A 24,362-nucleotide genomic window follows, 5' to 3' on the forward strand; every position below is an offset into this window, starting at 1 on the left:
GAACTTCGACCAGCGGGTGACGCAGTGGATGTCCACGGTCGGCTCGTCGGCCGGGAGGGCGGTGAACTGCGGCCATGACCACGTGATCCGCTCGCCGGTCTCGGTCACGACGGTCAGTTCCCACTCGTCGAGCCCGATCCGAGGTGTCGGACCGGCGGAGAGCACCGGAAAATCCTCGGTTCGGTACTGGCCTGGTGGCAGATCGGCGTCGTCGCGTCTGCGGCCGCCGAAGCCTCGCGTGATCACTGCCATGGCGCCCCCTCGACGTCCGGCGCGGACAACTGGACCGTTGCTGTTCAGGCTAGACCCGGATGACGCAGGTAACGCGGGCGAGAAGCAAGAAAGGGACCGCGTTCGCTGAGCTTGTCGAGCGGCTGTCGACGCCAGCGCCGCGCGCTTTGGCGGCGTAGTCCACTGTGAGGTGCAATGCCGGGAACGTGCGTCGGCCGGTTCGAGCAGACAAGTCGATCGACCCAAGCCGCCCGCAGCGAGATGGAGCACACGTGGTCGTCAAGCGCGCTGGCGACGCGTTGCGGACGTAGGCTGATCGACGTGACGGGACAGCTGAAGGTGGGACGGCGTGCGGCGCGCGCGATCTTGATCGATGAGCTTGGCCGGTTGGTGTTGATCAAGCGGACGAAGCCAGGGAAGGCGCCGTACTGGACCACGCCGGGTGGCGGCGTGGAGGACACCGACCCCTCGGTGGAGGCGGCGCTCTATCGGGAGCTGGCGGAGGAGCTGGGGGCGAAGGCCATGGAGGCGTCGCAGGTGTTCCTGTTCAGCTCACCGTCCGACGGTGGCGTCGCGGTGCAGCACTTCTTCGTCGCACGCCTGGCCAGTTTGGACGAGGAGGCCCGGAGCGGAGCGGAGTTCACCGATCCGTCACGGGGCGGATACGACCTGGACCGGGTCGGTCTCGAGGGCGACGATCTTGGGTCGATCGATTTGAGGCCGGCCGAGTTGAAGGAGTTCATCTTGGCCAACCGCGAGGCGTTGCTGATCGAGGCCGGAGCCGCCGGCTGAAACGGCGACTAGGAGCCCCAGCGCAGGTACGCAGGGGTGGCGCGGCCCGGCAGGGTGCGCAGGGGACCGAGGCGGCCGTCGAAGGCGTCGCGTAGTGCGGCTGTTTCGACTGGCCATTTCGCGTGAGCGAACTCGTCGAAAGCGAGCACGCTGCCTTGGACGAGATATGGCTGGATGGCATCGATGGTGGCGCGGGTCGGTTCGTAGAGATCGAGATCGAAGTAGGCCAGGGCGACGACGGTGTGTGGGTTGTCGGTCAGGTACCGCGGCAGGGTGTCGCGCGCGTCGCCTTGGACGATCAGGGTGCGCCGGATGTGGCCGAGATGTTCGCCTTGTTCGTGGGTGCCGAGCACGTCACGAAGATGGCGGGGGTAGTCCTCGGGGACGGCGAACCGGCCCAGAGCGGCGCTGGGGCTGGTCGTGTCGACGTCCGCGACGTCGGGGAATCCGGTGAATGTGTCGAAGCCGACGATCCGTCGGTGCGGGTTGTAGGGCTCGTGGACGGCGCGTAGGGCGGTGAGGGCAGCGAGGTGGCGTCCGCGGTGTACGCCGAACTCCATGATCGTGCCGGGAATATCGAGGATCATGCGGTAGAGCGCGTCCATCGAGAGCAGGTCGGTCAAGGGCTGCCTGCGCAGATAGAGGGTCAGGTTGTCGACCAGTTCCGCCGGCGGGATGGGTGTGTCTGTGAGCAGGCGGGCGAGGCGGTGGCGGAGTGCCTGTTCGTGGTCGGACTCATGAGGCAGGGTGTGATCGTCAGTCACGTGGTCTCCTCGATGGGCGCGGTCCATGGTCGGCCCGGGGCCAGTTGGAAGTCGGTCGCGCGGCGGAACACGTCGGCTGGGCGGCGGTGTCCGTGGTGGTGGGCGGCGACGGCGCCGATGAGCAGCCGGTGGGACACGATGAGTACCGTGCCGTGTTCGGTGGCGAGATGGTCAGCGATGGCTGCGGCTTCCCGGGCGCGTTCAGCGAAGGCGTGGAGGCTCTCTCCTCCGGGCAGGGCGCTGTCCGGGTTGGCTGCTCGCTGTCCCCGCCAGGCGAGATACTCGGGCGGGTACTGGCTGGCGGTGAGGCCGAGAACGCAGCGGGGAGCCCGCCATTCGATGAACGTGGCGATGGGCTCGGCGAGACGTGAGTGCAACCGGGCGGCCACGAGGACCGCGGTCTGTCGAGCGCGGCGCAGGGGACTGGACACGGTGAGCGACGGTCGCCAAGCCCGCACGCGCAGCTGGTCGGCGGCCAGCTCGGCCTCGACGGTCCCTCCGATGGTGAGCCCGCTGTGCGGGCGGGCGTGTGCGCCGGGGCGGCAGAGCCCGTCGTCGCAGGTGCCGTGACGCAGCCAGAGCACGGCGGGGGTCATGTCAGGCACCAGCCGCCGTCGACGGTGAGGCACTGGCCGGTGATGAACCCCGCGTCGTGGGAGGCGAGGAAGTCGGCGGCGGCGGCGACGTCGTCGGGCTGGCCGCGACGTTGAACGCATTGCCGGTCGAGTTGACGGGTGACCATCGCCTCGTGATCGGCGACGACGGCGTGTTCGGCGGGCACCTCGATGGATCCCGCTCGAACGCAGTTGACGGTGACGTCGTACGGTCCGAGTTCTCGGGCCAGGGCGCGCACCAGTCCTTCGAGACCGCTCTTGGCCGCGATGTAGGCGGCGAGGTCGACGCGGCCTAACTGGGTGAGCACCGACGACACGGCGACGATGCGGCCGTACAGGCGCGCCGTGAGGGCCGGCGTGACGAGCTTGGCGCAGGCCGCGTGCGTGACCAGGTTGATCTCGATCTGCTCGCGAAAGCTGTCGAGGTCGAGGGCGTTCCAGGCGATGCGCGGGTAGGCGCCGGCGTTGGAGACGAGGACCTCCAGCCGGTCGGTGGACTCCTGGACTTCGCGTGCGAGCGTGTCGATCGTCGCCGGGTCGGTGAGGTCACCCAAGACCGCCACAGCGGCGGCACCGCGCTGCTCGACCGTAGTGAGCACGTCCTGCAGGTCGGCGTCGTCGTTGAGGTGGCTGATGATCAGGTCGTACCGGTCGGAGAGGCGCTTTGCGATCGCTGCACCGATGCCGGATCCGGCTCCGGTGACGATGGCGACGGGACGGGTCACGGTCAGTCGACCTCCGCGTTGGATGGCACCAAGGCGAGAGCGTCAGACAGCGCTGCCGCCGGGTCGGTCACCTGAGCCAGCAGGGCCAACGACAGCGCAACGTCGCGGGGCTCGAGTTCGGAGAGGTCGTAGACCGCGAGCAGACGCATCACCAGGTACGGACGAAGCCAGGTCATCAGGTCGGCGATGCCGAGTTCACGAGCGATGGGCCTGACGACCTCATCGAGGTAGCGGCGCATGACGTACTGGCGGGCCGGGCTCGGGGCGTGCCGGTAGTTGATGACCAGCGTCGAGCCGCGGTACTCCACGTGGACCCGTGGCTCCACGAGGCTGGCCGGATCGAGAGCCGAGGGATGGTCGAGGAAGGCGCCCTGGTGATGGAGCGGGGTGAGCCAGGCACCGTGGAGTCGCTGGTAGAGCAGGAAGCAGGCGAACTCGCCGGGTAGCGCGTTCAGGCCACCGGTGTCGTAGTCGAACCACACCGGCCCGCACTCGGGCGACCAGCCGAGGTTGAGGTCGGTGGGGTCGCCCTGGGTGAGCGCGGCCCAGACCGGTGCCTCGCCGACGAACTGCGCCCGCAGGCGTCGCGTCAGGTCGGCGACGTCGACGGCGTGCTCCTGGCCGTTGACGACCAGTCGTAGGCCTGCGAGGTCGGAAGGCCGAACGGCCGCCCCGTAGGCGGTGATCGGCCACGGCGCGTTGGTGCGGTAGTACTGGTCAAGGCGGCCGTGGGGCGCGGCACGGCCGCCGTAGATCTTGCCGATCGTGTCCCCGTGATTCGTGTGGCGCAGGGTTTGGCCGATGACGCGCGTGTAGTGGCCCAGCAGGGCATTCAGGCAGACGTCGAGGCGTCGCGTGTCACCGGTGAGATCGGCTCTGGTGATCTCGTCCAGGAGCAGGCCGCGGTCACGGCCGAGGTGCTGCCACCGGTCGTAGACGATCACGGTCCAGGGACCGACCCGCCGGGTCCGGCGCAGCCGCGGCACCGGATAGAACTCACGGATGCGGGCGTGTCCGGCGCACTCGGCATGGGCTTCGTCGTGGTGCGGGTTGGCCTTGACGAACAGCGTCTCGCCGGCCCAGTCGACGTGCCAGGTGTGGTTCGCGGTGTAGCGGCGGTGATTGGTGATCCGCAGCATGGTCACCAGCCCGCCAGCTCGATCGCGAAGTCGGCGACGATCTCCGCCGTGATGCCGGTGAGGTCGGCCGAGTCGGACCACAGCGCATCGTCGAGGTGATCGCGCACGGGGCAGCGGTCGGCGAGCGCCATCATCTGCGAGAACGGGGTCGCGATCGCGTGGTGGCGCGCGTTCCCGGTGATCCACTTGGTGTGCGCGTGACGACCGTAGAGCCCGATCACGTGAGGCCCGGACTCGTCCGGGCGTTCGGTCATGGCAGCCAGGTGCGTCAGCCCCGTGTCGTTGCCGACCACGACTTCTGCAGACGCGAACACATCCAGGCAGTCCACCGCGTCCAGGCCGGCCACAGTCTCAATCCCGTCATGTCGACTGGCGTGAACCGCCCCGGCATGTCCGGAGACTCCGTTCCTTGGGAAGGATGGAGTCATGCCAGGGAGTACGTCGAGGAGGTACCCGGCCGAGCTGCGTGAGCGGGCGGTCCGGATGGTCGCCGAGATCAGGGCCGATCACGAGTCGGAGTGGGCTGCGATGGGCAAGGTCGCCGAGCTGCTCGGTGTCGGGACGCCGGAGACTGTCCGGAAGTGGTGCCGCCAGGCCGAGGTCGACGCCGGTCAGCGGCCCGGGATGACGACTGAGGAGTCGGCGGAGCTGAAGCGGTTGAGGCGGGAGAACGCCGAGCTCAAGCGGGCCAACGCGATCCTGAAGTCCGCATCGGCTTTCTTCGCGGCCGAACTCGACCGGCCACAGCGCTGATCGTGCGCTATATCGACGAGCACGTCGGTGTCCGCGACGGCGACGGTCTGCGCTGGGGTGTCGAGTCGATCTGCGACCAGCTCACCGAGCTGGGCGCGAAGATCGCCCCCGCGACCTACTACGAGCACCGGGGCCGCAAGCCCACCTCCCGCGAGGTCCGCGACGAGGACCTGAAGCCCAGGATCGCCGCGGTCCACGCGTCGAACTACGGCGTCTACGGCGCCCGGAAGGTGTGGCTGACGCTGAACCGTGAACGGCCAGCCGACGAGCCGCCGATCGCCAGGTGCACGGTCGAGCGGCTGATGGGCGAGCTCGGTCTGGCCGGTGCGGTGCGCGGGAAGGTCAAGCGCACCACGATCAGCGACCCGAAGGCGCCCAAGCCGCTGGACCTGGTGGACCGCAACTTCGCACCCCTCGCACCAGATCGCCTGTGGGTCGCCGACTTCACGTATGTCTCGACGTGGTCGGGCTGGTGCTACACCGCGTTCGTCATCGACGCCTATGCCCGGCGGATCCTGGGTTGGTCGGTGGCCACGACGATGACCAGCCAGTTCGTCGTCGACGCCGTCGAGCAGGCCATCTGGACGCGCGGCCGCGAGGGCAAGGACCTGGCCGGTCTGATCGCGCACCACGACCACGGAGTCCAGTACATGTCCGTGGCCTACTCCGAGCAGCTCGACGCTGCCGGGATCAAGCCCTCGACCGGGGCCGTGGGCTCGTCCTACGACAACGCCCTGGCCGAGTCGGTGATCGGGCTCTACAAGACCGAGCTGGTCAAGCCGCGCCGGCCGTGGAAGGGACTCGACGACCTCGAGATCGCCACCGCCGAATGGGTCGACTGGTTCAACCACCGCCGCCCGTTCGAGTACTGCGACGACCTCACGCCCGTCGAGGCCGAGGCCGCTCACTACGCTCACCACCAGACCCCAGCAGCCGCTGAAGTCTCAAACTAGAAAGTCTCCGGACACGCCGGAGCGGTTCATTCTGAAACCAGCCATACCCTGAGCTCGTGCCACCAGGACTCTCGCCGCGACTGGCTGCTGTGGTGGACGCGTTGCCGCTCCAACGGCATACCCGCGTCCTGGAGATCGGTTGCGGTCCCGGTGCAGCCGCACGCGCCATCGCACATCGCCTCGTCGACGGCCACATCCTCGCGATCGACCGCTCTGCGAAGGCTTGCGCCCAGGCGCGAGCCATCGCCGCCGACGAAATCGCCTCCGGACGGATGAGCGTGCGCCAGGTCGCCGTCGAGGATTTCGCGCTCGACGGCGACGACGAGCCCTTCGACTTCGCGTTCGCCATCCGAGTCGGCGTCCTCGACGGCCGACACATGCAGTTCAGGGATCAGGCGCTTGACCGGATCGCTGCGGCACTAAGGCCCGGAGGTCGGCTCTTCGTCGACGGCGGTCGGCCGCTGCGCGAAATCTCCCTGCCGGCGCATTGACTCATACGAGTCAGGTGCTATCGCACGCCCGGCCGCCGTTCGGTCCACTGGTACGCCTGCTCGAGGTCCTGAGACAACTGAAGAAGCAGGTCTTCGCGCCACGGGGCAGCCACCAACTGAACACCCACGGGCAAGCCGGTGGCTTCGTCGTGATGCACGGGCAGCGAGATGGCCGGTTGACCGGTGACGTTGAACACCGACGTGAACACCGCCAGCGGGTAACTCCTCATCATGGGCGTCAGCGGATCGTCACCCTCGCCGACTTGGCCGAGACCGATGGCCGGCGGCAGGCACGCCATCGTCGGCGTGACGAGGACGTCGAACTCGGCAACGAAAGCTTCGACGATGCGGCGTGAGAACTGCTGGGTCTTCCGGACACTTTCGGCATAGGACCAGGAGTCGATCGCGCGTGCGGCAGCGCGCAACGCACGGTTGTGCGGCTCGACCTGGTCCGGGTCGGCGAGCGGGATCCCGGCAGCGCCCACGTTCCAGATTGCCGTGAACGCCGCTACCAGTTCGTCGGCCGGAGGCAGCGGGAGCGGCACGTCGACGACGTGATGCCCGCGAGATTCGAGGGTTCGGAGGGTGGCATCCACCGCACGCACGCACGCTGGGTCAACCTCCAAGCCGTCGATCGGCGGATCGACGAGCACACCGACCCGCAATCCGGACGGCGGCGCTGCGGCCAGCGCGTCCACGAAGGACCGCTGCGGGGTCGGAGGCGACCACCACGCAGCCGGATCGTGACGCGCGAGCACGTCCATCGCCGCGGCCGTGTCGGCCACCGTGCGGGTGAGCACGCCGTTCGTGGCGAACCCTTCGTCCTCGACGACGTCGTTGGTGACCATGCCGCGCGTGGGCTTGAGGCCTACGAGACCGTTGCACGAGGCGGGGACGCGAATCGATCCGCCGCCGTCAGCTCCGTGGGCGATGGGTGCCATGCCGGCCGCCACCGCAGCACCCGCGCCGCTGGACGACCCTCCAGGACTACGGTGCGGGTCCCACGGGTTGCGGGTGATCCCCAAGGCTGCGCTCTCGGTGAAGGACACCGCACCGAACTCCGACGTGGTGGTTTTCCCGAACGGGAGAAATCCTGCGTCCACGAGGCGCTGCACGATCGGCGCCGACGCCGTCGCCGGTACCCGGGCGGTGGCCGCCGAGCCGTAGGTCGTGGGCCAGCCGGCGACGTCGAGCAGGTCTTTGATCGGCAGCGGGACGCCGTGGAACGGCGGAAGATCGTCGCCGGATGCCGTTCGGGCGACGGCGTCGGCGGCTGCGGCCGCGGCCTTACGGACGTCGTCATCGGCTCGGTGACAGAAGGCATTCAACTGCGGATCGAGTTCGTCGATCCGATCGAGGTAGCAATCGACGACCTCGACCGGGCTCACCTCCTTGCGGCGGATGGCCGCGGCGAGCTCGACGGCGGGCATGAACGGGTCGACAACGTGATGCGTCACGACGTGTCCTTTCGACGTACTAGTGCTCAGTCGCCAGCCTCGCCGCCGATACAGAGTCACGTCTTGGACGAATGTCGCCGTCGCTACCTGGCCGGGTGAGCCGGCTGCGTAGCCTGGTGCCATGCGAACGCCAGACACGGCTTTCGCCGCCGCGGCAGCCAGGTGGCACATCGCCACGCCCTCGACGTCTGCTCGCCTGCCGGGGGTCCAGATGGCCGGATTCCGCACCCGGACTTCCGACCCGGTCGACCTCAGCGTGATCCCCTATCCGGCCGTGACGCTGCTCATCGACCTCAGCGACGGGCTGCACGCCATCGACGACTCCGGCAATCGTCGGCAGCAAAGCGATGTCGTGCTGGGTCTCGCGCCCGGCCGGGTCCGCGGCGGCGGACACGACATCGAGACCCTGCAGGTGCGCCTGTCGCCGGTCGTCGCACACGCCGTGCTGGACGGGTCCGCGCACCTGACCGGCACCACAGCCGCGCTCGAAGACCTCTGGGGTCCCGAAGCGGCGCGTATCCACGAACGGCTACGTGCGGCGGCGTCGTGGGATGACCGGTTCGCCATCGTGGCGGCCACGCTGGCTCGACGCCTCGCCACGGGCCGGGCGGTGGACCCTGAGGTCGCCTTCGCGTGGCGTCAGACGGTGGCGACGTGCGGACAGGTGCGTGTCGAGCAGTTGGCGGCCGACGCAGGCTGGAGCCGCAAACGTCTGTGGTCCCGGTTCCGCTCCCAGATCGGCATGAGTCCCAAGCGAGCCGGGCGCCTGGTCCGCTTCGACCACGCTGCGCGACGCCTCGTCGCGGGGCACAGCCCCGCCCTGGTGGCTGCCGAGAGTGGTTACGTCGACCAGTCCCACCTGCATCGAGACGTCATGACCTTCGCCGACATGACGCCAACGGCCGTCGCCGTCGCACCATGGCTCGCGGTCGACGACGTCGCCTGGGCGACGTAGCTCACAACACTGAGCCCTTGCGCTAACTATCTGCGTCCGCAATACTTAGCCATATGGCTCAGTATTCGGCGGAACTGGACGGCGTCTTCGTCGCTTTGGCCGATCCGACCCGGCGCGCCGTCGTGCGTCACCTCGGCCGCGGACCCAAAAGCGTCGGCGACCTCGCGCGCGAGTTCCCGATGGCTCTTCCCTCGTTCATGAAGCACGTCCGGACCCTCGAAACACACGGGCTCATCCGTACGACCAAGACCGGCCGGGTGCGTACCTGCGTCCTCAACCGAGAACGGTTCGGCATCCTCGACGACTGGCTCGCCGAGCAGCGCCGGATCTGGGAAGAACGCACCGATCGTCTCGAACAGTTCGTCACCGACCAGGAGGACAGCACGCCGTGAATCCCGACCTCGACCTCACCTTGTCCCGGATCATCCGAGCTCCGCGCGCAACCGTGTGGAGTGCATGGACGAATCCGTCCAGCCTTGCCCAATCGTGGGTGCCGGCTCCGTCTCGATGCCAAGTCGACCGGCTGGACGTGTGGCCCGGAGGCGCATTCGTGACCAGGCTGAGCGACGACGGCGTCGACTTCATGCCCCACCTGGATGCGTGTTTTCTGGCCGTCGACGACCTCGAGCGAATCGTGTTCACCAATGCGATCGACAGCACGTGGCGTCCCGCGAATCCCGCCCCGGTGTCGATGACCGCGACGATCACGTTCGCCGATCACCCGGATGGCACGGATTATCGGATGCTCGTACGGCATGCCGACCCCGCTGCCCGAGCACATCACGAGAAACTTGGTTTCACCGACGGCTGGGGCTCGGTCGCGGGCCAGTTGGCGGCGTTTGCCGAAAGGACGGCCTCGCGATGAAGATCACTCTCACCGAGTTCGTCACGATGGATGGGGTCTGCCAAGGGCCCGGATCACCGGACGAGGACACCAGCGACGGTTTCACCCGCGGCGGCTGGCTCGTGCCCTACATCGACGCCACTTTCGTCCAGCGCACTTCGGACTGGCTCGATCACGCCGACGGCCTGCTCCTGGGCCGGCGCACCTATCAAGCATTCGCTCGTGACTGGCCGAACATCACCGATCCAGCCGATCCGTTCACCGAGCGCATGAACACCCTGCCGAAGTACGTCGTCTCCAACACCCTCACCGAGGGCACCTGGCATCCCACGACCGTGCTCACCGGCGACCCGGTCCAGACTGTCGCACGACTCAAGGCTCGACCCGGCCGGGAACTTCAGATCCACGGCAGCGCCCGGCTGGGTGACTCGCTCCTGACGGCGAATCTGATCGACACACTCCGCATCGTCGTGGCCCCACCGTGCTTCGCACCGGGCGACGCCTCTTCGCCGGTGACGGCGCGAGCTGCGGTCTCCATCTGCTTCGTCAGGAGGTCACGCCCGCCGGGCTGATCATGCTGGAGTACGACGTCACTGATCAAGCTCCCACAGGCGAATACCACGGGGTCACGGAGTTGATCAACGGGTAGGGGCCAAGATGCAGAACTCGTTGCCCGACGGATCGGCGAACACGTCCCACGGCAGATCACCGGTGTCGTACTCGGTGAGTTGGCGCGCACCCAGTGCGGTCACTCGCTCGATGACGTCGCCATCACCAGCGGTGGAGCGAACATCGAGGTGAAGGCGGCTCTTTCCACCCTTCGGCGCAGGCTCCGGGCACAACTCGAGCAGCGGCCCCACTCCCGAGGGGTGCCGCAGCGACGGGACCACGCCTTCGTACCGAACCCAGCCGGTGATCTCGGCCCAGAATTCCACATCGCGGTCCGGATCGGCGCTGTCCAGCGGGATCGCGGCGACCGGGCCGGTGTCCCGGTAGGTGCTGCGCCCCTCCATGACGCAGAACGGGTTGCCGTCCAGGTCGGCCAGCACCACCCACGGCACGTCGCCTTGTCCGATGTCGGCGTGCCGCGCTCCGAGACTCACCAGGCGCTCCACGATCTCGGCTTGACGATCGCCACCGTGGAGGTCCAGGTGCAGACGCTGGGGAGCATCTGACGGGTCGTCCACCCGCGGGAAGCACAAGTCGAGGAAGAGCTCGTCGCCCAGGCTGAGCCTGGCCTCGAAACCTCCCGGCTCGTCGGTGAACGGGTCGGCGCCCAAGGCTGCAGCCCAGAAGGTTCCCAGGCGGTGCGGGTCGGCGGAGTCCCACACGATGTTTTCCAGGTGCATCGGGTCCTTTCTACCCGAGCACCTTCTCGACGAGAAAATCACGCACCACACGCTGGAATCGTTCTGGTTCCTCCAGTGGCGGCGAATGCCCGGACTTCTCGAAGATCACCAGCGACGAGTCCGGGATCAACGACGCGATCGTCTCGCTGCATTCCACCGGCGTGATCCAGTCCGATCGGCCCACCGTCACCAGGGTCGGACACGACACCGACGGCAGGCCCGGCTTGACGTCGTAGGTCTTCTGGTTGACCGCGAAGGCGAAGTTGTGGGTGGCGTAGTGGTAGTCGACGGAATCGATGCGCTCCGGCAGCGATGCCGGGTCGAAATCATGGTCGTACAACGGCAGGATCGAGGCCCAGCAGTCCCGGAAGTCGTCGTTGTCCCGGATCTCGCCGTTCATGATCCGCGCCAGCTTGTCCTCGTCGACCTCGATACGGGCGGAGGCGCGCGCGTTGGCCATGGCCGCGGCTTCGTGCTCGTGGTCCGGCGCGGTGTCGCGAAGCACCAGCGCATGCACCCTCGAGGGGTGCGCGATGGCGTACTCCATGGCCAAGAATCCGCCGTAGGACCCACCGGCCATGACGATCTGCTCCGCGCCGGCCCACTCACGCAGCGCATCGATGTCGGCGACCCATTGTTCATGGGTGAACGGCGGTGTGTCGCCGCTGCGGCCACTGCCCCGCGCGTCGAAGACGAGCACGCGGAACAGGTCGGCCAGATGGCCGAAGGCGGCTTTCGGTTCACGACGTGAGCCCAGCCCGGGAGCGCCGTGATGGGCGATCAGCAGCGGTTTCGACGGATCGTCTCCACCGAGCAGTTCGACGTCGAGCGGGTTGCCGTTGATCTCAACGATCATGGGTGTCTGTCTCCTACAGGTCGATGATCACGTCGTCGATGCCGCGCGGGTAGGTCGTGAGCCGTTCGTGACCGTCCTCGGTCACCAGGACGGTGTCGGAGATGCGGTAGCCGGCATGGCCAGGCACGTAGATGCCGGGCTCACTGGAGACGACCATGCCGGTGTCCAGAACAGTGTCGTCGCCGTCCTCCAGCCACGGCGGTTCGTGGAAATTGAGCCCGATACCGTGCCCCTGCCGGTGGCGCAGATGCGCGCCGAAGCCGGCCTCGCGGATCACGTCGAGGCAGGCACGGTTGACGTCGCGGCACACCGCGCCGGGCCGCAGCGCCTGAGTGCCGACCTCTTGCGCGTGCCGATCGGCGGTGAAGTATGAAATCTGCTCGTGAGTCGGCTCGCCCAGAAAGAAGGTCCGCTCGCTCTCGGCGTAGCGACCGCCGACGGCGCCACCGAGCGACAGGATGAACGTGTCACCCGGCTGTAGCCGGTACGACGACGGCAGGCCGTGCGGGAACGCCGAGTTCGCCCCGGCATAGACCAGACCGCCGGTGAGCATGGGAACCACGACGACGTCGACGTGCGACTCGTACATCCACCGGCTACCGGCCCGGACGACGTGGTCGGCCAGCTCGGCTTCGCTCGGCAACTCCCCCGAGCCGACGGCGGCGGTGATCAACTCGCGGCCGGCGCGCAGCATGACGTCGCCCAACTGTGCGGCCTGGCGGTGCAATTCGATCTCGGCCGGCTGTTTGATCAGGCGCAACTCGTCGACCATCGCAGACAACCGCCAGGTCACGGTGGGAAAGACCGACCCGAACTCGGCCAGCCGGCCCGTGGTCAGCGACGGCGTGTGCGCCCAGACGCCGCGTTCGGGCACCGCGCGCGCCAACGTCTCGAACGGGCTCTGCACCCCCGGGTACTCGTCGAAGGCCACCACGTCGTCGACCACGGCACCCTGGGCCAGCGCGTGTTCGCGTTCGAGTTCGGGAACCAGCAGCACGACCCGGTCGCGGCCCACCCACACCGCTGCGGGCCGTTCGTTCGGGTGATGGAAGAACCCGGTGACGTACGCGACATCGCGCCAATCGTCGACGACGATGGCGTCCACGTTCTCGTCATCGAACCGCGTCCGCAGTCGTTCGTGCACGCCACGGTAGAACTCCGGCGACAGCCGCTGAGAGAAGGTCATCGAATCGCATCCTGACGGTTCCGGGGGTTACGGGCGTCGTTGTAGGCCAGCGAGCACAGCGTGGCCGCGACGACGAGCACGAGGATGGCCAGTGACGGGAACAGCGCCGTCCACCACGACGAGCTCAACGCACCTGAACGCTGCGCGTTGTAGAGGACGGTCCCCCATGACCAGCTGCTGGGGTCGCCGAGCCCGAGGAAGGACAGCCCGGCCTCGCTCAGGACGGCCCGTGAGGCCGTGAGCACGACCGACACCGTGATCACCGGCGAGACCGCAGGCAGGATGTGACGCACCAGCACCCAGCGATTCGGCGCGCCCATGACATGCGCGGCGTCGACGAACGACAGCGTCACCACCGGCATGGCCTGCGAGCGCACCACCCGCGCCACCTCGGGCCACGAGAACACCGCGATGACCACGACCAGCGTCGACACGCTCGGGCCGGCAAGCGCGGCGACCAGGATCATCAGCGGCAGAACCGGCAGCGACAGCATGACGTCGACGAGCATGCCCAGCGCGGTGTCCAGCCGCTTGAAGTAGGCGGCGCCCACGCCGACAGCCACCCCCAACACGATGGCCAGTGCCGATGCCCCGAGCCCCACGGCCAGGCTGGTCCGGGTTCCCCACACGACCTGGGCGAAGATGTCGCGGCCGAGATTGTCCGTGCCGAACCAGTGCGCGCTCGACGGCGCGGCGAGCACGTCGTCGCCGTACCCACGGGGATAGTCCGCGATGAGCGGCGCCGCCAGCGCCACCATCACCAGGAGGAGCAGCATCCCCACCGACACCATGCCCAGCGGGTTGGCTCGAAACGCCCGCCACGTGCGCACCCGTGGCGCCACACCCGCGACATCAGCCCCGCTCATGTTGCTCTCACCCGGGGATCGAGGACGCCGTAGGCCAGATCGGTGATCAGGTTCGCGACGACGACGGTGGCTGCCAACAGCACGAACGCACCCTGCATGACGGGGAAGTCGAGCTGGCCGACGGATTCGTAGATCGCGCGGCCGACGCCGGGATAGGCGAAGATCGTCTCGGTCAACACCGCGCCGCCGACCAGGAAGCCGAGCTGGAGGCCGACGAGCGTGGTGGTGGGCAGCAGTGCGTTGCGCAGCGCGTGCTTCCACACCACGGTGCGCTCCGGTGCGCCCTTGGCCCGCGCGACGTTGCAGAAATCTTCGCCGAGCGCATCGATCAGATTGGTCCGCAAGGTCAGCACGTACGCACCGATCTGCAGCACGACAAGGCTCAGGCAGGGCAGCACGAGGTGCCGCAGCATGCTCACGTACGCCTCGAGCCCGTAGACGTCGGAGTCGATGGCACCACCGATCGGGAACCAGCCAAGCCCCAGGCCGAAGGCGTAGAGCAGCGCGATCCCCACGGTCGGGACGAACAGCGACTGCCCGACGACCCCGCCGATCTGGACCGCCCGGTCGATCGCGCCGCCGCGATGCGTTGCCGCCAGCACACCGAGCGGGAGCCCGATCGCCAAGGTGACCACCAGGGCGCTGCTGGTGAGGATCAACGTCCACGGCAGCCGCTCGAGCAGGATGTCCAGCACCGGCTGCGACTGCCGGAACGAGATCCCGAGGTTGCCCTGGACCAGCTCACCCAGATACGTGACGTACTGCACGAGCAGCGGCTGGTCCAGGCCGAACTCGGCCAGCAGGTGCGCGCGCTGTTCCTCGGTCATCGTCGGGCTCGCGATGGCCAGAGCCGGGTCACCGGGCAACAGCCGGACGAGGAAGAACGTCACGCTGACCGCGAACCACAACGTGAGCACGCCACGAAGGACCCGGACGCCGGCGAAGCGCAGCAGTGCCATCGAGATCAGTCCGCAGCCCGCACCGAGGCCAGCGACTGCGGGTTGACGACGGACAGCAGCTCGCTCGGTTTGGGCACGAACCCAGTCCACTCCGCTGACGCCGCGAAGGTGAACTCCTCGACGTACATCACGTTGTCATAGACCTGGTCGGTCACGATCGCGGCGAGATCGTGCAGTGGCCCCCGCGCGTCCTCCACCGTCAGCGCGGACGCCGCGTCGTCGAGGAGCCGGTTGACCTCCGGGTCGTTCACTCCGGCGTAGTTGATGAAGCCGTCCGGGGCGAACAGCAGGTTGAAGTTCGACTGCGGCTCGTCGATGACGGCCCACGACCCGGCGTAGATGTCGAAATCGCGCTCGTCGGTCCGCGCCAGGTAGGTGTTGCGCTCCAGGCCGGACAGGCTGATCGTGATGCCGGCCTCGGCAGCCTGGTCGCGAACCAGTTCCGCCCAAGACGAGATGTTGGGGTCGCCGGAGTCGTAGATCATCTCCAGGTCGACACCGTCGAACATGCCATCGCCGTCGGCATCGTCGAAGCCGGCCTTGGTCATGAGCTGACGAGACAGTTGCGGGTCGTATTCGTACTCTTCTGCGCTTTCGTCCATCCACTTCGGGAAGGTCGGCGTCAGGATGCTGGAGTTGGCCGACACTGCGTGCCCACCGAGTGCCACCTGACGCACGGCCTCGTAGTCCACGGCGTGGGCCAGAGCCCGGCGCACCTCGACCTGGTCGAGCGGCTGGCGGCGCATGTTGTACTGCATGTGCGCCCAGCCCAGCGACGGCACCACGTACGTCTCGAGCTCGTCGTCGGTGGAGACGTCGTCGGCCACCGACGGCGGCAGGGCATTCGCGATCAGGTCCAGCTCGCCCGAACGCAGCGCCAGGACCTCGGTGTTGACGTCCGGATAGACGCGGAACACCACAGTGTCGACGTTCGGCGCGCCGTCCTCGCCCAGCGGGTAGCTGTCGACCTTCTCCATGACGTAGCGCTGGCCGCGTTCGACCTGGGTGAGCACGAACGGCCCGGCCGAGACCCAGTCGGAGTCGTTGGCGAAGTCGGCGACCGACGGCGCCTGGCTGAACACGTGCTCGGGGACGATCGGCATCCAGAAGCCGACGCTGTTGAGGAAGGCGCCGTCGACCCGGTTCAGCGTGAACTCGACGCGGGTGTCGGACACCGCCTGCGCGCTCTCGTAGGAACCGATCATGCCGGCGACCGTCCCCAGTTGTTCCGAGGCCACGGCCTCGATGGTGAACACGACGTCGTCGGCGGTCAGCGCTTCCCCGTCGGACCACTGCAGATCGTCGCGGATCTCGATCCACGCCGTCAGGCCGTCCTCGCTGTAGCCCCACTCCGTCGCCAGCGCGGGAACCTTCTCCGCGTCGTCATTGAGCGTCATCATCGACGGGTACATCAGGTTGGTGATCCACGTGTCGGTCCGGCTGTTACCGACCAGCGGGTTGTAGTTGACGACGTCGGCGGTGGTGCCGATCGCCAGCTCACCGCCGGCCTCACCCGACCCCGAGTCGTCCGCCCCGTCCTCGTCGCCGGGTTCGGCCGGAACGCAGGCCGCCAGGCCCGCGACCACGGCCGCGGACAGCACCACGGCGATCCGGTGCGACGCCGCGCGTCGCCGCATGCGAGTCATGACTGCCAGACCTCCTCGATGACGCGCATCGCGTTGCCGCCGATGACCGCACGGATCTCGTCGTCGGAGTAGTCGTGCGTGACCAGCCAGCCGACGATGTTCCAGAAGCATTCAGCCGGGTTCTCCAGGCCGTCGACGTACTCGACCTCCTCGTAGTCCACCGAGCCGTGGGCCTCACCGATCGACAGGTGTCCGGCGAACAGGTGGTGCAGACCGACGTGGTCGCCGAACAGCGTGTCGGGGCCGAATGCGACGTGCTCGATGCCGACGAGGTCGACGCAGTAGGTGAAGTGGTCCATCACCGACTCGAGGCTGTGGCGCGGATGAGCCGGCGACAGCGTTGTGTGCGGGGCTGCTTCCAGGCCGATCACGCCGCCGCGCTCGGCGCAGGCCTTGATCACGTGGTCCGGCTTCATCCGGTTGGTGTTCCATACACTGCGTGCGCCCGCGTGGGTGATGATGACCGGCTTGGTCGAGTGCTCGATCGCCTCGAGCGAGGTGAGGTCGCCGGAGTGCGAGACGTCCACGATGATGCCCAGCGCGTTCATACGTTCGACGGCCTTGCGCCCGAACGCGGTCAGGCCGCCGTCGCGGCGTTCCTTCAGCCCGCTGCCCAGCGTGTTGGCCTCGCTGTAGGCGATACCGAGCTGACGCACCCCGAAGCCGTAGAGGATGTCGATGCGGTCGAGCTCGTTCTCGATGGGCGTGGATGCTTCCAGGCCTGCGATGAGCGCGATACGCCCGGTCTCCTGGGCGCGGCGGATGTCGGCGACCGTCTCGGCCTTGATGACGAAGTCCTGATGCGCCAGATCGGCGAAGCGCATCCCCAGATCGGCGATGATGTCGGTCCACTTCCAGCCGGCGTGGCTGGTCACGCACGCGGTGCCGTCCATGAAGTTGTCGATGACCGCGGTGAGCCCGGACCGGGCCAGGCCCTCGTAGCCGGTGCGATGCCGGCCGTGCCGGTTGTAGTCGATCGTTTCGCTGATGTCGGCGGGGAACCGGGTGGGGTGCTCGTGGGTGGAGATCACCATGCTCTCGGTGAGCAACCGGACGACCCGGTCGCGCTGCGGTGTGGACAGCTCCAGCCCCTGGTAGGCGGGGACGCGATCGAGCTCGGGCGCCAGGTCGAAAGCCTTGTAGTCCACGCCTTCACGCAGATAGCTGTACGAGCGGTAGCCGTCGTAACGCTTCGCGGGTTCAAGCACGTGCGGGCCTCCGTTGGACTCGGCTCAGCTGCGGTTCTCCCGCATGACGGCCCAAACGATGCCAGATCTCTGCATACAGAGCAACTGAACTGACGGACATCCTCGCATCGGTACTTTCATGTGGTGGATTTCCTCGGAGCATCCGCTACGATGGCCGCCATGAGCGACGAGCCCGCTGTTCTCGACGACCTCGATCGCCGCATCGTCGCTGCCTTGCAGACTCATGCCCGGGCGAGCTGGCAACAGATCGCTCGCGCCGTGGGATCATCGGATTCCACCGTGGCCCGGCGCGCGCACCGGCTGTTCGCCTCCGATCTGGTCCGGGTGGTCGCCTCGACCGACCCGCTGCGCTGCGCCGAAGGCAGCCCGGTGCTGATCCAGGTCACTTGCCGGGTCGGACGGGCCCCGGAGGTTGCAGCACAACTGGCCCGCCGGCCTGACGTCCGGTTCGCCGCCTTGACGACCGGCTCGTTCGACATCGTGCTCGAGCTGATCGTGCCGTCGCAGCGCGCCTTGGCACGGGTGCTGTTCGACGAGATCGAGCAGGTCGACGGGATCTTGTCCACGGTGACCGAGACGGTCATCGCCCAGCACAAGGTCGCCCACGTCTGGTCGCACGGCACCTTGCCGGCCGAAGCGGCGCAGGCGCTGGAAGCCGACCGCGGGGTCATCGACGAAATCGAGCCGAAGCCGCTGGACGAGCGAGACCGCGCCCTGGTCGGCATCCTCGCCCAGGACGCCCGGTGCAGTTTCGCCGACATCGCGCAGCAACTCGGGGTGAGCGAGTCGATGGCCAAGCGACGCGTCGAGGCACTCACCCGCGAGGGGCGGATCCGCTACACCACCAACGTGCGTCCCCAGTTGCTCGGCTACGGAGTGGAGGTCTTCTACTGGATCTCCGTCGACCTACGGCACCTGGACGAGGCCGCGCGGCAGCTGGCCGCCCGGCCCGAGGTGCGCTACGTCTCCGCCACGGCCGGTTACAGCGACCTGGCCTGCGAAGTCGTCCTCTTGGATCAGGACGATCTCCATCGGTTCAACACCCGCGTGCTCGGTGAGCTGCCCGGCGTGCGGCGAGTCGACACAGGCCTGGAGCTCATCACCGTCAAACGGGCGTACACGATGGTCGAGGACGCGCCATGACCGCGCCGGCCCTGCAGCTGCACCGCCTGAGCGTGGCCTTCCACGCCGACGGCCGGGCGACTTCGGCCGCGCGAGCGGTCAGCTTCGCAGTGCAACCCGGCGAGATCCTCGCTGTCGTCGGCGAGTCCGGTTCGGGCAAGAGCGTCAGCGCGCTGTCGGTGTTGGGCCTGCTGCCGAGCAACGCCACCCGGGACGGGTGTATCGAGATCGGCGGACGCGACATCACCGACCTGGACCAACGCCAGCTGCGCCACGTGCGCGGCAACGAGGTCGCGATGGTCTTCCAGGAACCGATGACCGCGCTCAACCCCGTCTTCACCGTCGGCGCGCAGATCGTGGAGGCGCTGCGGCTGCACACCGATCTGTCCCGCCGCCAGGCCCGCGACCGCGCCGTCGAACTGCTCGACCTGGTGGGGCTGCCCGACCCGCGACGCCGGTTCGGCTCGTACCCGCACCAGCTGTCCGGCGGGCAACGCCAGCGCGCGATGATCGCGATGGCGATCTCGTGCGAGCCGAAGGTGCTCATCGCCGACGAGCCGACGACGGCCCTGGACGTCACCGTGCAGGCGGAGATCCTCGATCTACTGCGCGACCTACGCCACCGGCTCGATTCCGCGATCGTCATCATCACCCATGACATGGGCGTGGTTGCCGACATCGCCGACCGCGTCGTCGTCATGCGCGACGGCGAGATCGTCGAGGAGGCGCCGGTCGACGAGCTGTTCAGCGCGCCGCAAGACCCCTACACCCAGCAGTTGCTGGCCGCCGTCCCCCACCTCGGCCGCCGCCCTGCCGGCCAGGCGCGCACCACCCCGGAGCCCGACGGTCCGCCCGCGCTGGAACTGCACGACGTGGTGTTGGAGTACCCAGGCCGCCTCGGGCGCAAAGCATTCCGCGCCGTCGACAACGTCTCGCTGTCGATCCCCCGCGGGCACGTCCTCGGCCTGGTCGGCGAGTCCGGGTCCGGCAAGACGACCATCGGCCGCTGCGCCGTGGGGCTCTTGCGTGCCGCCGCCGGCCGGGTGGTCGTCGCCGGGCGCGACATCACCACGATGTCGCGGCACGAGCTGCGCGCCGTACGCCGCGACGTCGGCATGGTCTTCCAAGATCCGGCGTCCTCATTGAATCCCCGGTACACCATCGCCGACTGTGTCGCCGAGCCGCTGCGCCTGCATGAGCGCGGCGCGGGGCGCCAGCACATCGACCGCCGGGTGAGCGAGCTGCTCGACAGCGTCGGGCTGCCCTCGGCCTGGCGAAATCGCTTTCCGCACGAGCTCTCCGGCGGGCAACGCCAGCGCATCGGCATCGCCCGCGCCATCGCGTTGAACCCTGTCCTGCTGGTCGCCGACGAACCCACCAGCGCCCTCGACGTCTCGGTCCAGGCCAAGGTCTTGGATCTACTCGCCGAGTTGCAGCGTGAACTCGGATTCTCGTGCCTGTTCATCAGCCATGACCTCGCCGTCGTGGAGCTGCTGGCCGACAGCATCGCCGTCATGCACGACGGCGTAGTGGTTGAGCAGGGTGGACGCGACGATGTGCTGCATCGCCCGGTGGACGAATACACCCAGCGACTGGTCGCCGCCGCACCGGTTCCCGACCCTGCGGAACAACGGCGCTCTCGACAGCTGCGGACTTCCTTGCGTTAGGCCGTCCAACCCCGGTTTCAACCGGTACGATTTCCCCCGATGTACCCGAGTCGCCTCGGAGGTTCATCGGGCGTGTCAACAACGAATGACGGTGACGATTTCGCAACTCTGCTGCGGCGCCACCGTATGTCAGCCGGCCTGTCTCAGGAGGAACTCGCCGAGAAGGCCGGACTCAGCGCTGACGCCATCGCCTCGCTGGAGCGAGGCCGGCGGCGAGCGCCACGCCCACTCACCGTACGCATGCTGGCCGCAGCGCTGAACTTGAGCGATGTTCATTGGCTTGAACTCGTCGAGTCATTACGCAGGTCGTCGGGCGGATATCACCCGCGCGTCCAAGGCCCACCCTGGCAATCGGACTCGCTGATCGGGCGCGATGCCGAACTCGCCGAGGCCTCCGCGCTGCTGGCCCGGGGCCGGACCCGCCTGCTGACCCTGACCGGTGTCGGCGGCGTGGGCAAGACGCGCCTGGCGATCGCGCTGGCCGAGGAGGTCAAAGACACCTTCGCCGCGGGCGTGTGCTGGGTCAATCTCGCCGACCGCCCCGATGGCCCCGAGGTCGTCGACGCCGTGTCCACCGCCCTCGGCCTTCGGCCGGCCTCCGACACCGGCGAGGTCGACGTGCTGGCCGACCACATCGGTGGACGCGAACTGCTGCTGGTGTTGGACAACTGCGAACACGTCGTCGCCACCTGCGCGCGGCTGTGCGCCGTCCTGCTCGAGCGCTGCGCTCGCCTGAAGATCCTCGTCACCACCCGTGAGCTGATGCGCACGCCCGGCGAGGTCGTACGCCACCTCGAGCCGCTGGCCGTGCCGCCGGTACGGGCCGAGGCCGACGAGATCCAGAAGGCCGACGCGGTCCGGATGTTCCTGGCGCGCGCCGCCGCGCACGGAGTGCAGCCCACCGACGAACGCCTCGTCCACGTCAGCCGGGTGTGTCGCCAGGTCGAAGGCATCCCGTTGGCCATCGAGCTGGCCGCGGCCAGGGTCAATGTCCTCACCATCGAACAGATCGCCGACGAGCTGGTCACGTCGTCGCGCATCCTCAGCGGCGGCAACCGGACCGCCCATCGCCGCCAGCAGACCATCGACGCCGCCCTGGACTGGAGCTACGACCTGCTCGACCCCGACGAGCGAGAGTTCTTCGAAGCAGTGGCGATCTTCGCCGGCGGCTGGACCTTCGCCGCCGCGCAAGCCGTGTGCTGCACCGCACGCAGCGACCGCTGCCCCGAACGCATTCTCGACCTCACCGGGAAGTTGATCGACAAGTCGCTCATCGTCGTCGACCGCGAAGGCCCGGAAGCCCGGTACAGCATGTTCACGGTCATCCGCCAATACGCGGACCACCGCCTGGACGACAGCGGCAAGCGCTCGGAGGTGGAGCACCGGCACCTGCAGTACTTCGTCCAGCTCGCCGAACAGGCCGAGATGCTGTTGGAGGGCGGCGACCAGGCCGGCGCGCTCGAGCGACTCGACACCGAACTGGACAACCTCCGCGTCGCGCTCGGCCGGGCCGTGGGCCACGAGCGCGGGCACGACGCCGTGCGGCTGGCCGGGGCGTTGTGGCGCTACTTCTACCTTCGGGGGAACTACGCCGAGGGCCGCGACTGGCTGGATGCCGCGTTGCGGATCGAGGACCCCGACGAGGCTGATCACATGCTGGCCCGCGCCAAGGCGCTACGCGGACTCGGCTACCTGGCCTTCCTGCAATGCGACTACCACGACGCCACGACGTCCCTGGAAGCCGCGCTGACGCTGTACCGGCAGGCCGGTGACGACATCGGGGCCGCGCTCGCGTTGCGGCACCTGGGCGGTATCGCGCGCGAACGGGCCGACTACGAACGCGCCGTGGATCTGCACGCTCAGAGCCTGACCATCTACACCGAGCGTGGCGACCGTAACGGCATTGCCTGGGCTCGCCACCACCTCGGCTTCGTGTGCTGGCTACGCGAGGACTTCACCGCCGCCCACGAGCACGCGACGGCGGCCTTGGCACATTTCCAGCGCACCGGCGACGGCGAGGGCCTCACCTGGGCGAAGATCGACCTCGGTGCCGTGGCCATGTATGCCGGCGATCTGGCCACGGCCGAACGGCTGCTGCATCGAAGCCTCGCGCGAGCGCAGCGACTCGGCTACCGCGAGGGCATCGCGTGGGCACTGAACCAACTCGGTGTGGTCGCGATGCTGCAGAACCGCTACGAGCGAGCGATCCACCTGCTCGACGAGAGCCTCGCCGAACATCAAGAGCTCGGCGACCGTTGGCGTACCTCGAGCGTCCTGGAAGCACTGGCGGCAGTGGCCCAGCGGCGCGGCAACACCGCCTATGCCGCATTCCTCCTCGGCGCCGCGTCAGCCGTCCGCGACACCCTCGGGGTTCCGATACCGCTGTGTGAACGTCCCAGCACCGACCTCACCGTGAAGGCGGTCCAAGCAGCGCTCGCGCCGCAGGACTTCGAGGAGGCATGGGCGGCGGGGCAAGCCACTCCCCTGCATGCGGTGGCCGGCGGATACCCACCGGACTCGCTCAGTACGCCGGACACCCAGCGCTGACGCGACGGAGTATATTTTCCGGCCGACTGCGGTCTTGCCCCCCAGTAGTCCCGCAGTCGGCCGGTAACGGCGGAGCCGGCCTGTGAAGGCCGCGCCCTCCCCCCGCCTGATCCAACTCTGGTCGATCAGGCGAACGACAACCAGCCACACCGCCCTGACATAGGCCTGACATTCTGTCCGTCATCCGCCTTGGAGCAGTTGACGCGCCAGTGACGTATCGACGACGAGCGTGGTGATGAACTGCGCGCGCACGGCCGCGAGCACCGCCTCGGCGCGGGCCGCCCCGTAGGCGGTGACGACGACCTCAGGCGTCCGGCGCAGCAGGTCCAGCGGCACCCCCACCACGCGGTCGTCGAACCCGGCTGTCACGTCCTTGCCGTCGGCGTCGAACAGGCGGCCGCTCGACTCGCCCACGGCGCCATGCGCCCGGGCCTCAGCCCGCTCGGCCGCTGACACCGCGTCCCACACCGTCGACAACCCCGCGTCCCATCCCCCGACGGAGACGACGGCCACATCCAGCTCCGCGGCCTTGTCCAGCGCCCGGGCGATCTCGGGCTGACGGCGTAGCGCCGCTGCCGTCGCCGCATCTTCGACCACCAGTGGGGCGTAGATCGGCAACGCCTCACCACCAGCGACCGCGGCCACGGTACGGACGACTTCGACCGTGCCCGACGACGCACCGGGAACGGCCAGCGACCCGGCCAGCTGCACGACCGTGCAGGGCACCAGGTGCTCGAGGCGGCTGGCCGTGGCCGCGATGGTCCGGCTCCAGGCCAGCCCCACGACCTGGCCCGGCCGGACGAGTTCACCCAGCAGCCCCGCGACGACGCCGGCGATCTCCTCCCGGATCGCGACGTCGGCCTGCGCAGGAGCCTCGACCGCGACAGCGCTGCGGATCCCGAGAGCGTCTCGCACCTGCATCGACAGGTCGGCATCGATGTGACCGGGCAAGGTGATCTCGACCCGGACCCAGCCGTTGGCCCGGGCGTCGGTCAGGATGCGCGCCACCTGGAACCGCGAGATACCGAACTCGTCGGCGATCTCGACCTTCGACCGCCCGTCCAGATAGTGACGCCGTGCGACCGCGCCCGCCAGCACGAGCTCCGACGGACCGTGCGACTTTCGCCCCTCGCTCGGCGGTCTGCCCCGTTTCGCCATCATCACCTCCGCGATCCTCGCACACGACCCTCTTGACCTCGCCCGCACGGCGCGATACAAACACAGTACACATCTGAGCC

General features: G+C 68.3%; 24 protein-coding genes and 1 pseudogene. 10 read left to right on the forward strand and 15 right to left on the reverse strand.

Annotated features, from left to right (window positions below; genetic code table 11):
* On the reverse strand, window positions 1–252 hold a 252-nt coding region (locus tag M6444_RS18965; RefSeq protein ID WP_298331068.1), incomplete at its 3' end, for a molybdopterin-dependent oxidoreductase.
* Window positions 253–552: 300 nt separating this feature from the next.
* Between M6444_RS18965 and M6444_RS18970 the strand changes: the two genes are divergently transcribed.
* A complete protein-coding gene (locus tag M6444_RS18970) occupies window positions 553–1,023 on the forward strand; it encodes an NUDIX hydrolase (protein WP_298331070.1) in 471 nt (156 codons plus the stop codon).
* An 8-nt stretch (window positions 1,024–1,031) separates the two neighbouring features.
* On the opposite strand, the gene M6444_RS18975 is transcribed toward M6444_RS18970, so the two are convergent.
* The 5 genes from M6444_RS18975 to M6444_RS18995 are packed head-to-tail and all read right to left on the reverse strand — an operon-like array spanning window position 1,032 to window position 4,612.
* A complete protein-coding gene (locus M6444_RS18975) occupies window positions 1,032–1,787 on the reverse strand; it encodes a class I SAM-dependent methyltransferase (protein WP_298331072.1) in 756 nt (251 codons plus the stop codon).
* Window positions 1,784–2,383, reverse strand: a complete 600-nt coding sequence (locus M6444_RS18980) for a histidine phosphatase family protein (protein WP_298331073.1) — start codon at window positions 2,381–2,383, stop codon at window positions 1,784–1,786. Before M6444_RS18980 ends, M6444_RS18975 begins: the two co-directional genes overlap by 4 nt.
* Window positions 2,380–3,126, reverse strand: coding sequence for an SDR family oxidoreductase (locus tag M6444_RS18985; RefSeq protein ID WP_298331075.1), 747 nt, complete (start codon window positions 3,124–3,126; stop codon window positions 2,380–2,382). The genes M6444_RS18980 and M6444_RS18985 overlap by 4 nt, the downstream gene beginning before the upstream one ends.
* A gap of 2 nt (window positions 3,127–3,128) precedes the next feature.
* On the reverse strand, window positions 3,129–4,265 hold the full coding sequence (locus M6444_RS18990; protein ID WP_363326433.1) for a hypothetical protein: 1,137 nt from the start codon (window positions 4,263–4,265) through the stop codon (window positions 3,129–3,131).
* Between the two features lie 2 nt (window positions 4,266–4,267).
* Window positions 4,268–4,612: a glycosyltransferase family 9 protein gene (locus M6444_RS18995; RefSeq protein ID WP_298331079.1), complete on the reverse strand. Its 345-nt coding sequence runs from the start codon at window positions 4,610–4,612 to the stop codon at window positions 4,268–4,270.
* 79 nt (window positions 4,613–4,691) lie between these two features.
* Here M6444_RS18995 and M6444_RS19000 point away from each other — a divergent pair.
* A protein-coding gene (locus M6444_RS19000; protein WP_298331081.1) for an IS3 family transposase occupies window positions 4,692–5,971 on the forward strand; the annotation gives its coding sequence in 2 pieces (ribosomal slippage) (window positions 4,692–4,980 and window positions 4,980–5,971; 1,281 coding nt in all).
* A 56-nt stretch (window positions 5,972–6,027) separates the two neighbouring features.
* The gene (locus tag M6444_RS19005; protein ID WP_363326432.1) at window positions 6,028–6,462 is read left to right on the forward strand and encodes a methyltransferase domain-containing protein; all 435 of its coding nucleotides are present in this window, start codon (window positions 6,028–6,030) and stop codon (window positions 6,460–6,462) included.
* A gap of 17 nt (window positions 6,463–6,479) precedes the next feature.
* Here the strand turns inward: M6444_RS19005 and M6444_RS19010 are convergent, their stop codons facing one another.
* Complete coding sequence (locus M6444_RS19010) at window positions 6,480–7,919, reverse strand: amidase (RefSeq protein WP_298331085.1); 1,440 nt, start codon at window positions 7,917–7,919, stop codon at window positions 6,480–6,482.
* 121 nt (window positions 7,920–8,040) lie between these two features.
* On the opposite strand from M6444_RS19010, the gene M6444_RS19015 reads away from it, so the two are divergent.
* The 4 genes and pseudogenes from M6444_RS19015 to M6444_RS19030 all read left to right on the forward strand — a co-directional run bounded on the left by M6444_RS19015 (window position 8,041) and on the right by M6444_RS19030 (window position 10,367).
* The gene (locus tag M6444_RS19015; RefSeq protein WP_298331087.1) at window positions 8,041–8,874 is read left to right on the forward strand and encodes a helix-turn-helix domain-containing protein; all 834 of its coding nucleotides are present in this window, start codon (window positions 8,041–8,043) and stop codon (window positions 8,872–8,874) included.
* A 53-nt stretch (window positions 8,875–8,927) separates the two neighbouring features.
* Window positions 8,928–9,266 (forward strand): metalloregulator ArsR/SmtB family transcription factor, encoded by a 339-nt coding sequence (locus tag M6444_RS19020; RefSeq protein WP_298331089.1) that lies wholly within the window; start codon window positions 8,928–8,930, stop codon window positions 9,264–9,266.
* Window positions 9,263–9,739, forward strand: coding sequence for an SRPBCC domain-containing protein (locus tag M6444_RS19025; protein WP_298331091.1), 477 nt, complete (start codon window positions 9,263–9,265; stop codon window positions 9,737–9,739). The genes M6444_RS19020 and M6444_RS19025 overlap by 4 nt, the downstream gene beginning before the upstream one ends.
* Window positions 9,736–10,367: pseudogene (locus tag M6444_RS19030) on the forward strand (dihydrofolate reductase family protein). The gene M6444_RS19025 and the pseudogene M6444_RS19030 overlap by 4 nt, the downstream one beginning before the upstream one ends.
* On the opposite strand, the gene M6444_RS19035 reads toward M6444_RS19030, so the two are convergent.
* The 7 genes from M6444_RS19035 to M6444_RS19065 are packed head-to-tail and all read right to left on the reverse strand — an operon-like array spanning window position 10,357 to window position 17,788.
* On the reverse strand, window positions 10,357–11,067 hold the full coding sequence (locus M6444_RS19035) for a VOC family protein (protein ID WP_298331095.1): 711 nt from the start codon (window positions 11,065–11,067) through the stop codon (window positions 10,357–10,359). The pseudogene M6444_RS19030 and the gene M6444_RS19035 sit on opposite strands and share 11 nt — an antisense overlap.
* 10 nt (window positions 11,068–11,077) lie before the next feature.
* Window positions 11,078–11,923: an alpha/beta hydrolase gene (locus tag M6444_RS19040; protein ID WP_298331097.1), complete on the reverse strand. Its 846-nt coding sequence runs from the start codon at window positions 11,921–11,923 to the stop codon at window positions 11,078–11,080.
* A gap of 13 nt (window positions 11,924–11,936) precedes the next feature.
* The gene (locus M6444_RS19045) at window positions 11,937–13,109 is read right to left on the reverse strand and encodes a Xaa-Pro peptidase family protein (protein WP_298331099.1); all 1,173 of its coding nucleotides are present in this window, start codon (window positions 13,107–13,109) and stop codon (window positions 11,937–11,939) included.
* On the reverse strand, window positions 13,106–13,975 hold the full coding sequence (locus M6444_RS19050; RefSeq protein ID WP_298331101.1) for an ABC transporter permease: 870 nt from the start codon (window positions 13,973–13,975) through the stop codon (window positions 13,106–13,108). Before M6444_RS19050 ends, M6444_RS19045 begins: the two co-directional genes overlap by 4 nt.
* Window positions 13,972–14,934, reverse strand: a complete 963-nt coding sequence (locus M6444_RS19055; protein WP_298331103.1) for an ABC transporter permease — start codon at window positions 14,932–14,934, stop codon at window positions 13,972–13,974. The genes M6444_RS19050 and M6444_RS19055 overlap by 4 nt, the downstream gene beginning before the upstream one ends.
* A gap of 5 nt (window positions 14,935–14,939) precedes the next feature.
* Window positions 14,940–16,580 (reverse strand): ABC transporter substrate-binding protein, encoded by a 1,641-nt coding sequence (locus tag M6444_RS19060; RefSeq protein WP_298331105.1) that lies wholly within the window; start codon window positions 16,578–16,580, stop codon window positions 14,940–14,942.
* The gene (locus M6444_RS19065; RefSeq protein ID WP_298331107.1) at window positions 16,577–17,788 is read right to left on the reverse strand and encodes a membrane dipeptidase; all 1,212 of its coding nucleotides are present in this window, start codon (window positions 17,786–17,788) and stop codon (window positions 16,577–16,579) included. Before M6444_RS19065 ends, M6444_RS19060 begins: the two co-directional genes overlap by 4 nt.
* Before the next feature lie 159 nt (window positions 17,789–17,947).
* Between M6444_RS19065 and M6444_RS19070 the strand changes: the two genes are divergently transcribed.
* The 3 genes from M6444_RS19070 (at window position 17,948) to M6444_RS19080 (ending at window position 23,124) form a co-directional block, all read left to right on the forward strand.
* Window positions 17,948–18,931: an Lrp/AsnC family transcriptional regulator gene (locus M6444_RS19070; RefSeq protein ID WP_298331109.1), complete on the forward strand. Its 984-nt coding sequence runs from the start codon at window positions 17,948–17,950 to the stop codon at window positions 18,929–18,931.
* On the forward strand, window positions 18,928–20,577 hold the full coding sequence (locus M6444_RS19075; protein ID WP_298331111.1) for an ABC transporter ATP-binding protein: 1,650 nt from the start codon (window positions 18,928–18,930) through the stop codon (window positions 20,575–20,577). The genes M6444_RS19070 and M6444_RS19075 overlap by 4 nt, the downstream gene beginning before the upstream one ends.
* Window positions 20,578–20,649: 72 nt before the next feature.
* Window positions 20,650–23,124, forward strand: a complete 2,475-nt coding sequence (locus M6444_RS19080) for a tetratricopeptide repeat protein (RefSeq protein ID WP_298331113.1) — start codon at window positions 20,650–20,652, stop codon at window positions 23,122–23,124.
* A 180-nt stretch (window positions 23,125–23,304) separates the two neighbouring features.
* On the opposite strand, the gene M6444_RS19085 is transcribed toward M6444_RS19080, so the two are convergent.
* Window positions 23,305–24,285, reverse strand: coding sequence for a sugar-binding domain-containing protein (locus M6444_RS19085; protein ID WP_298331115.1), 981 nt, complete (start codon window positions 24,283–24,285; stop codon window positions 23,305–23,307).
* Between the last annotated feature and the right edge of the window lie 77 nt (window positions 24,286–24,362).

Source organism: Haloactinopolyspora sp. (assembly GCF_027324685.1).
Classification (GTDB): Bacteria; Actinomycetota; Actinomycetes; order Jiangellales; family Jiangellaceae; genus Haloactinopolyspora.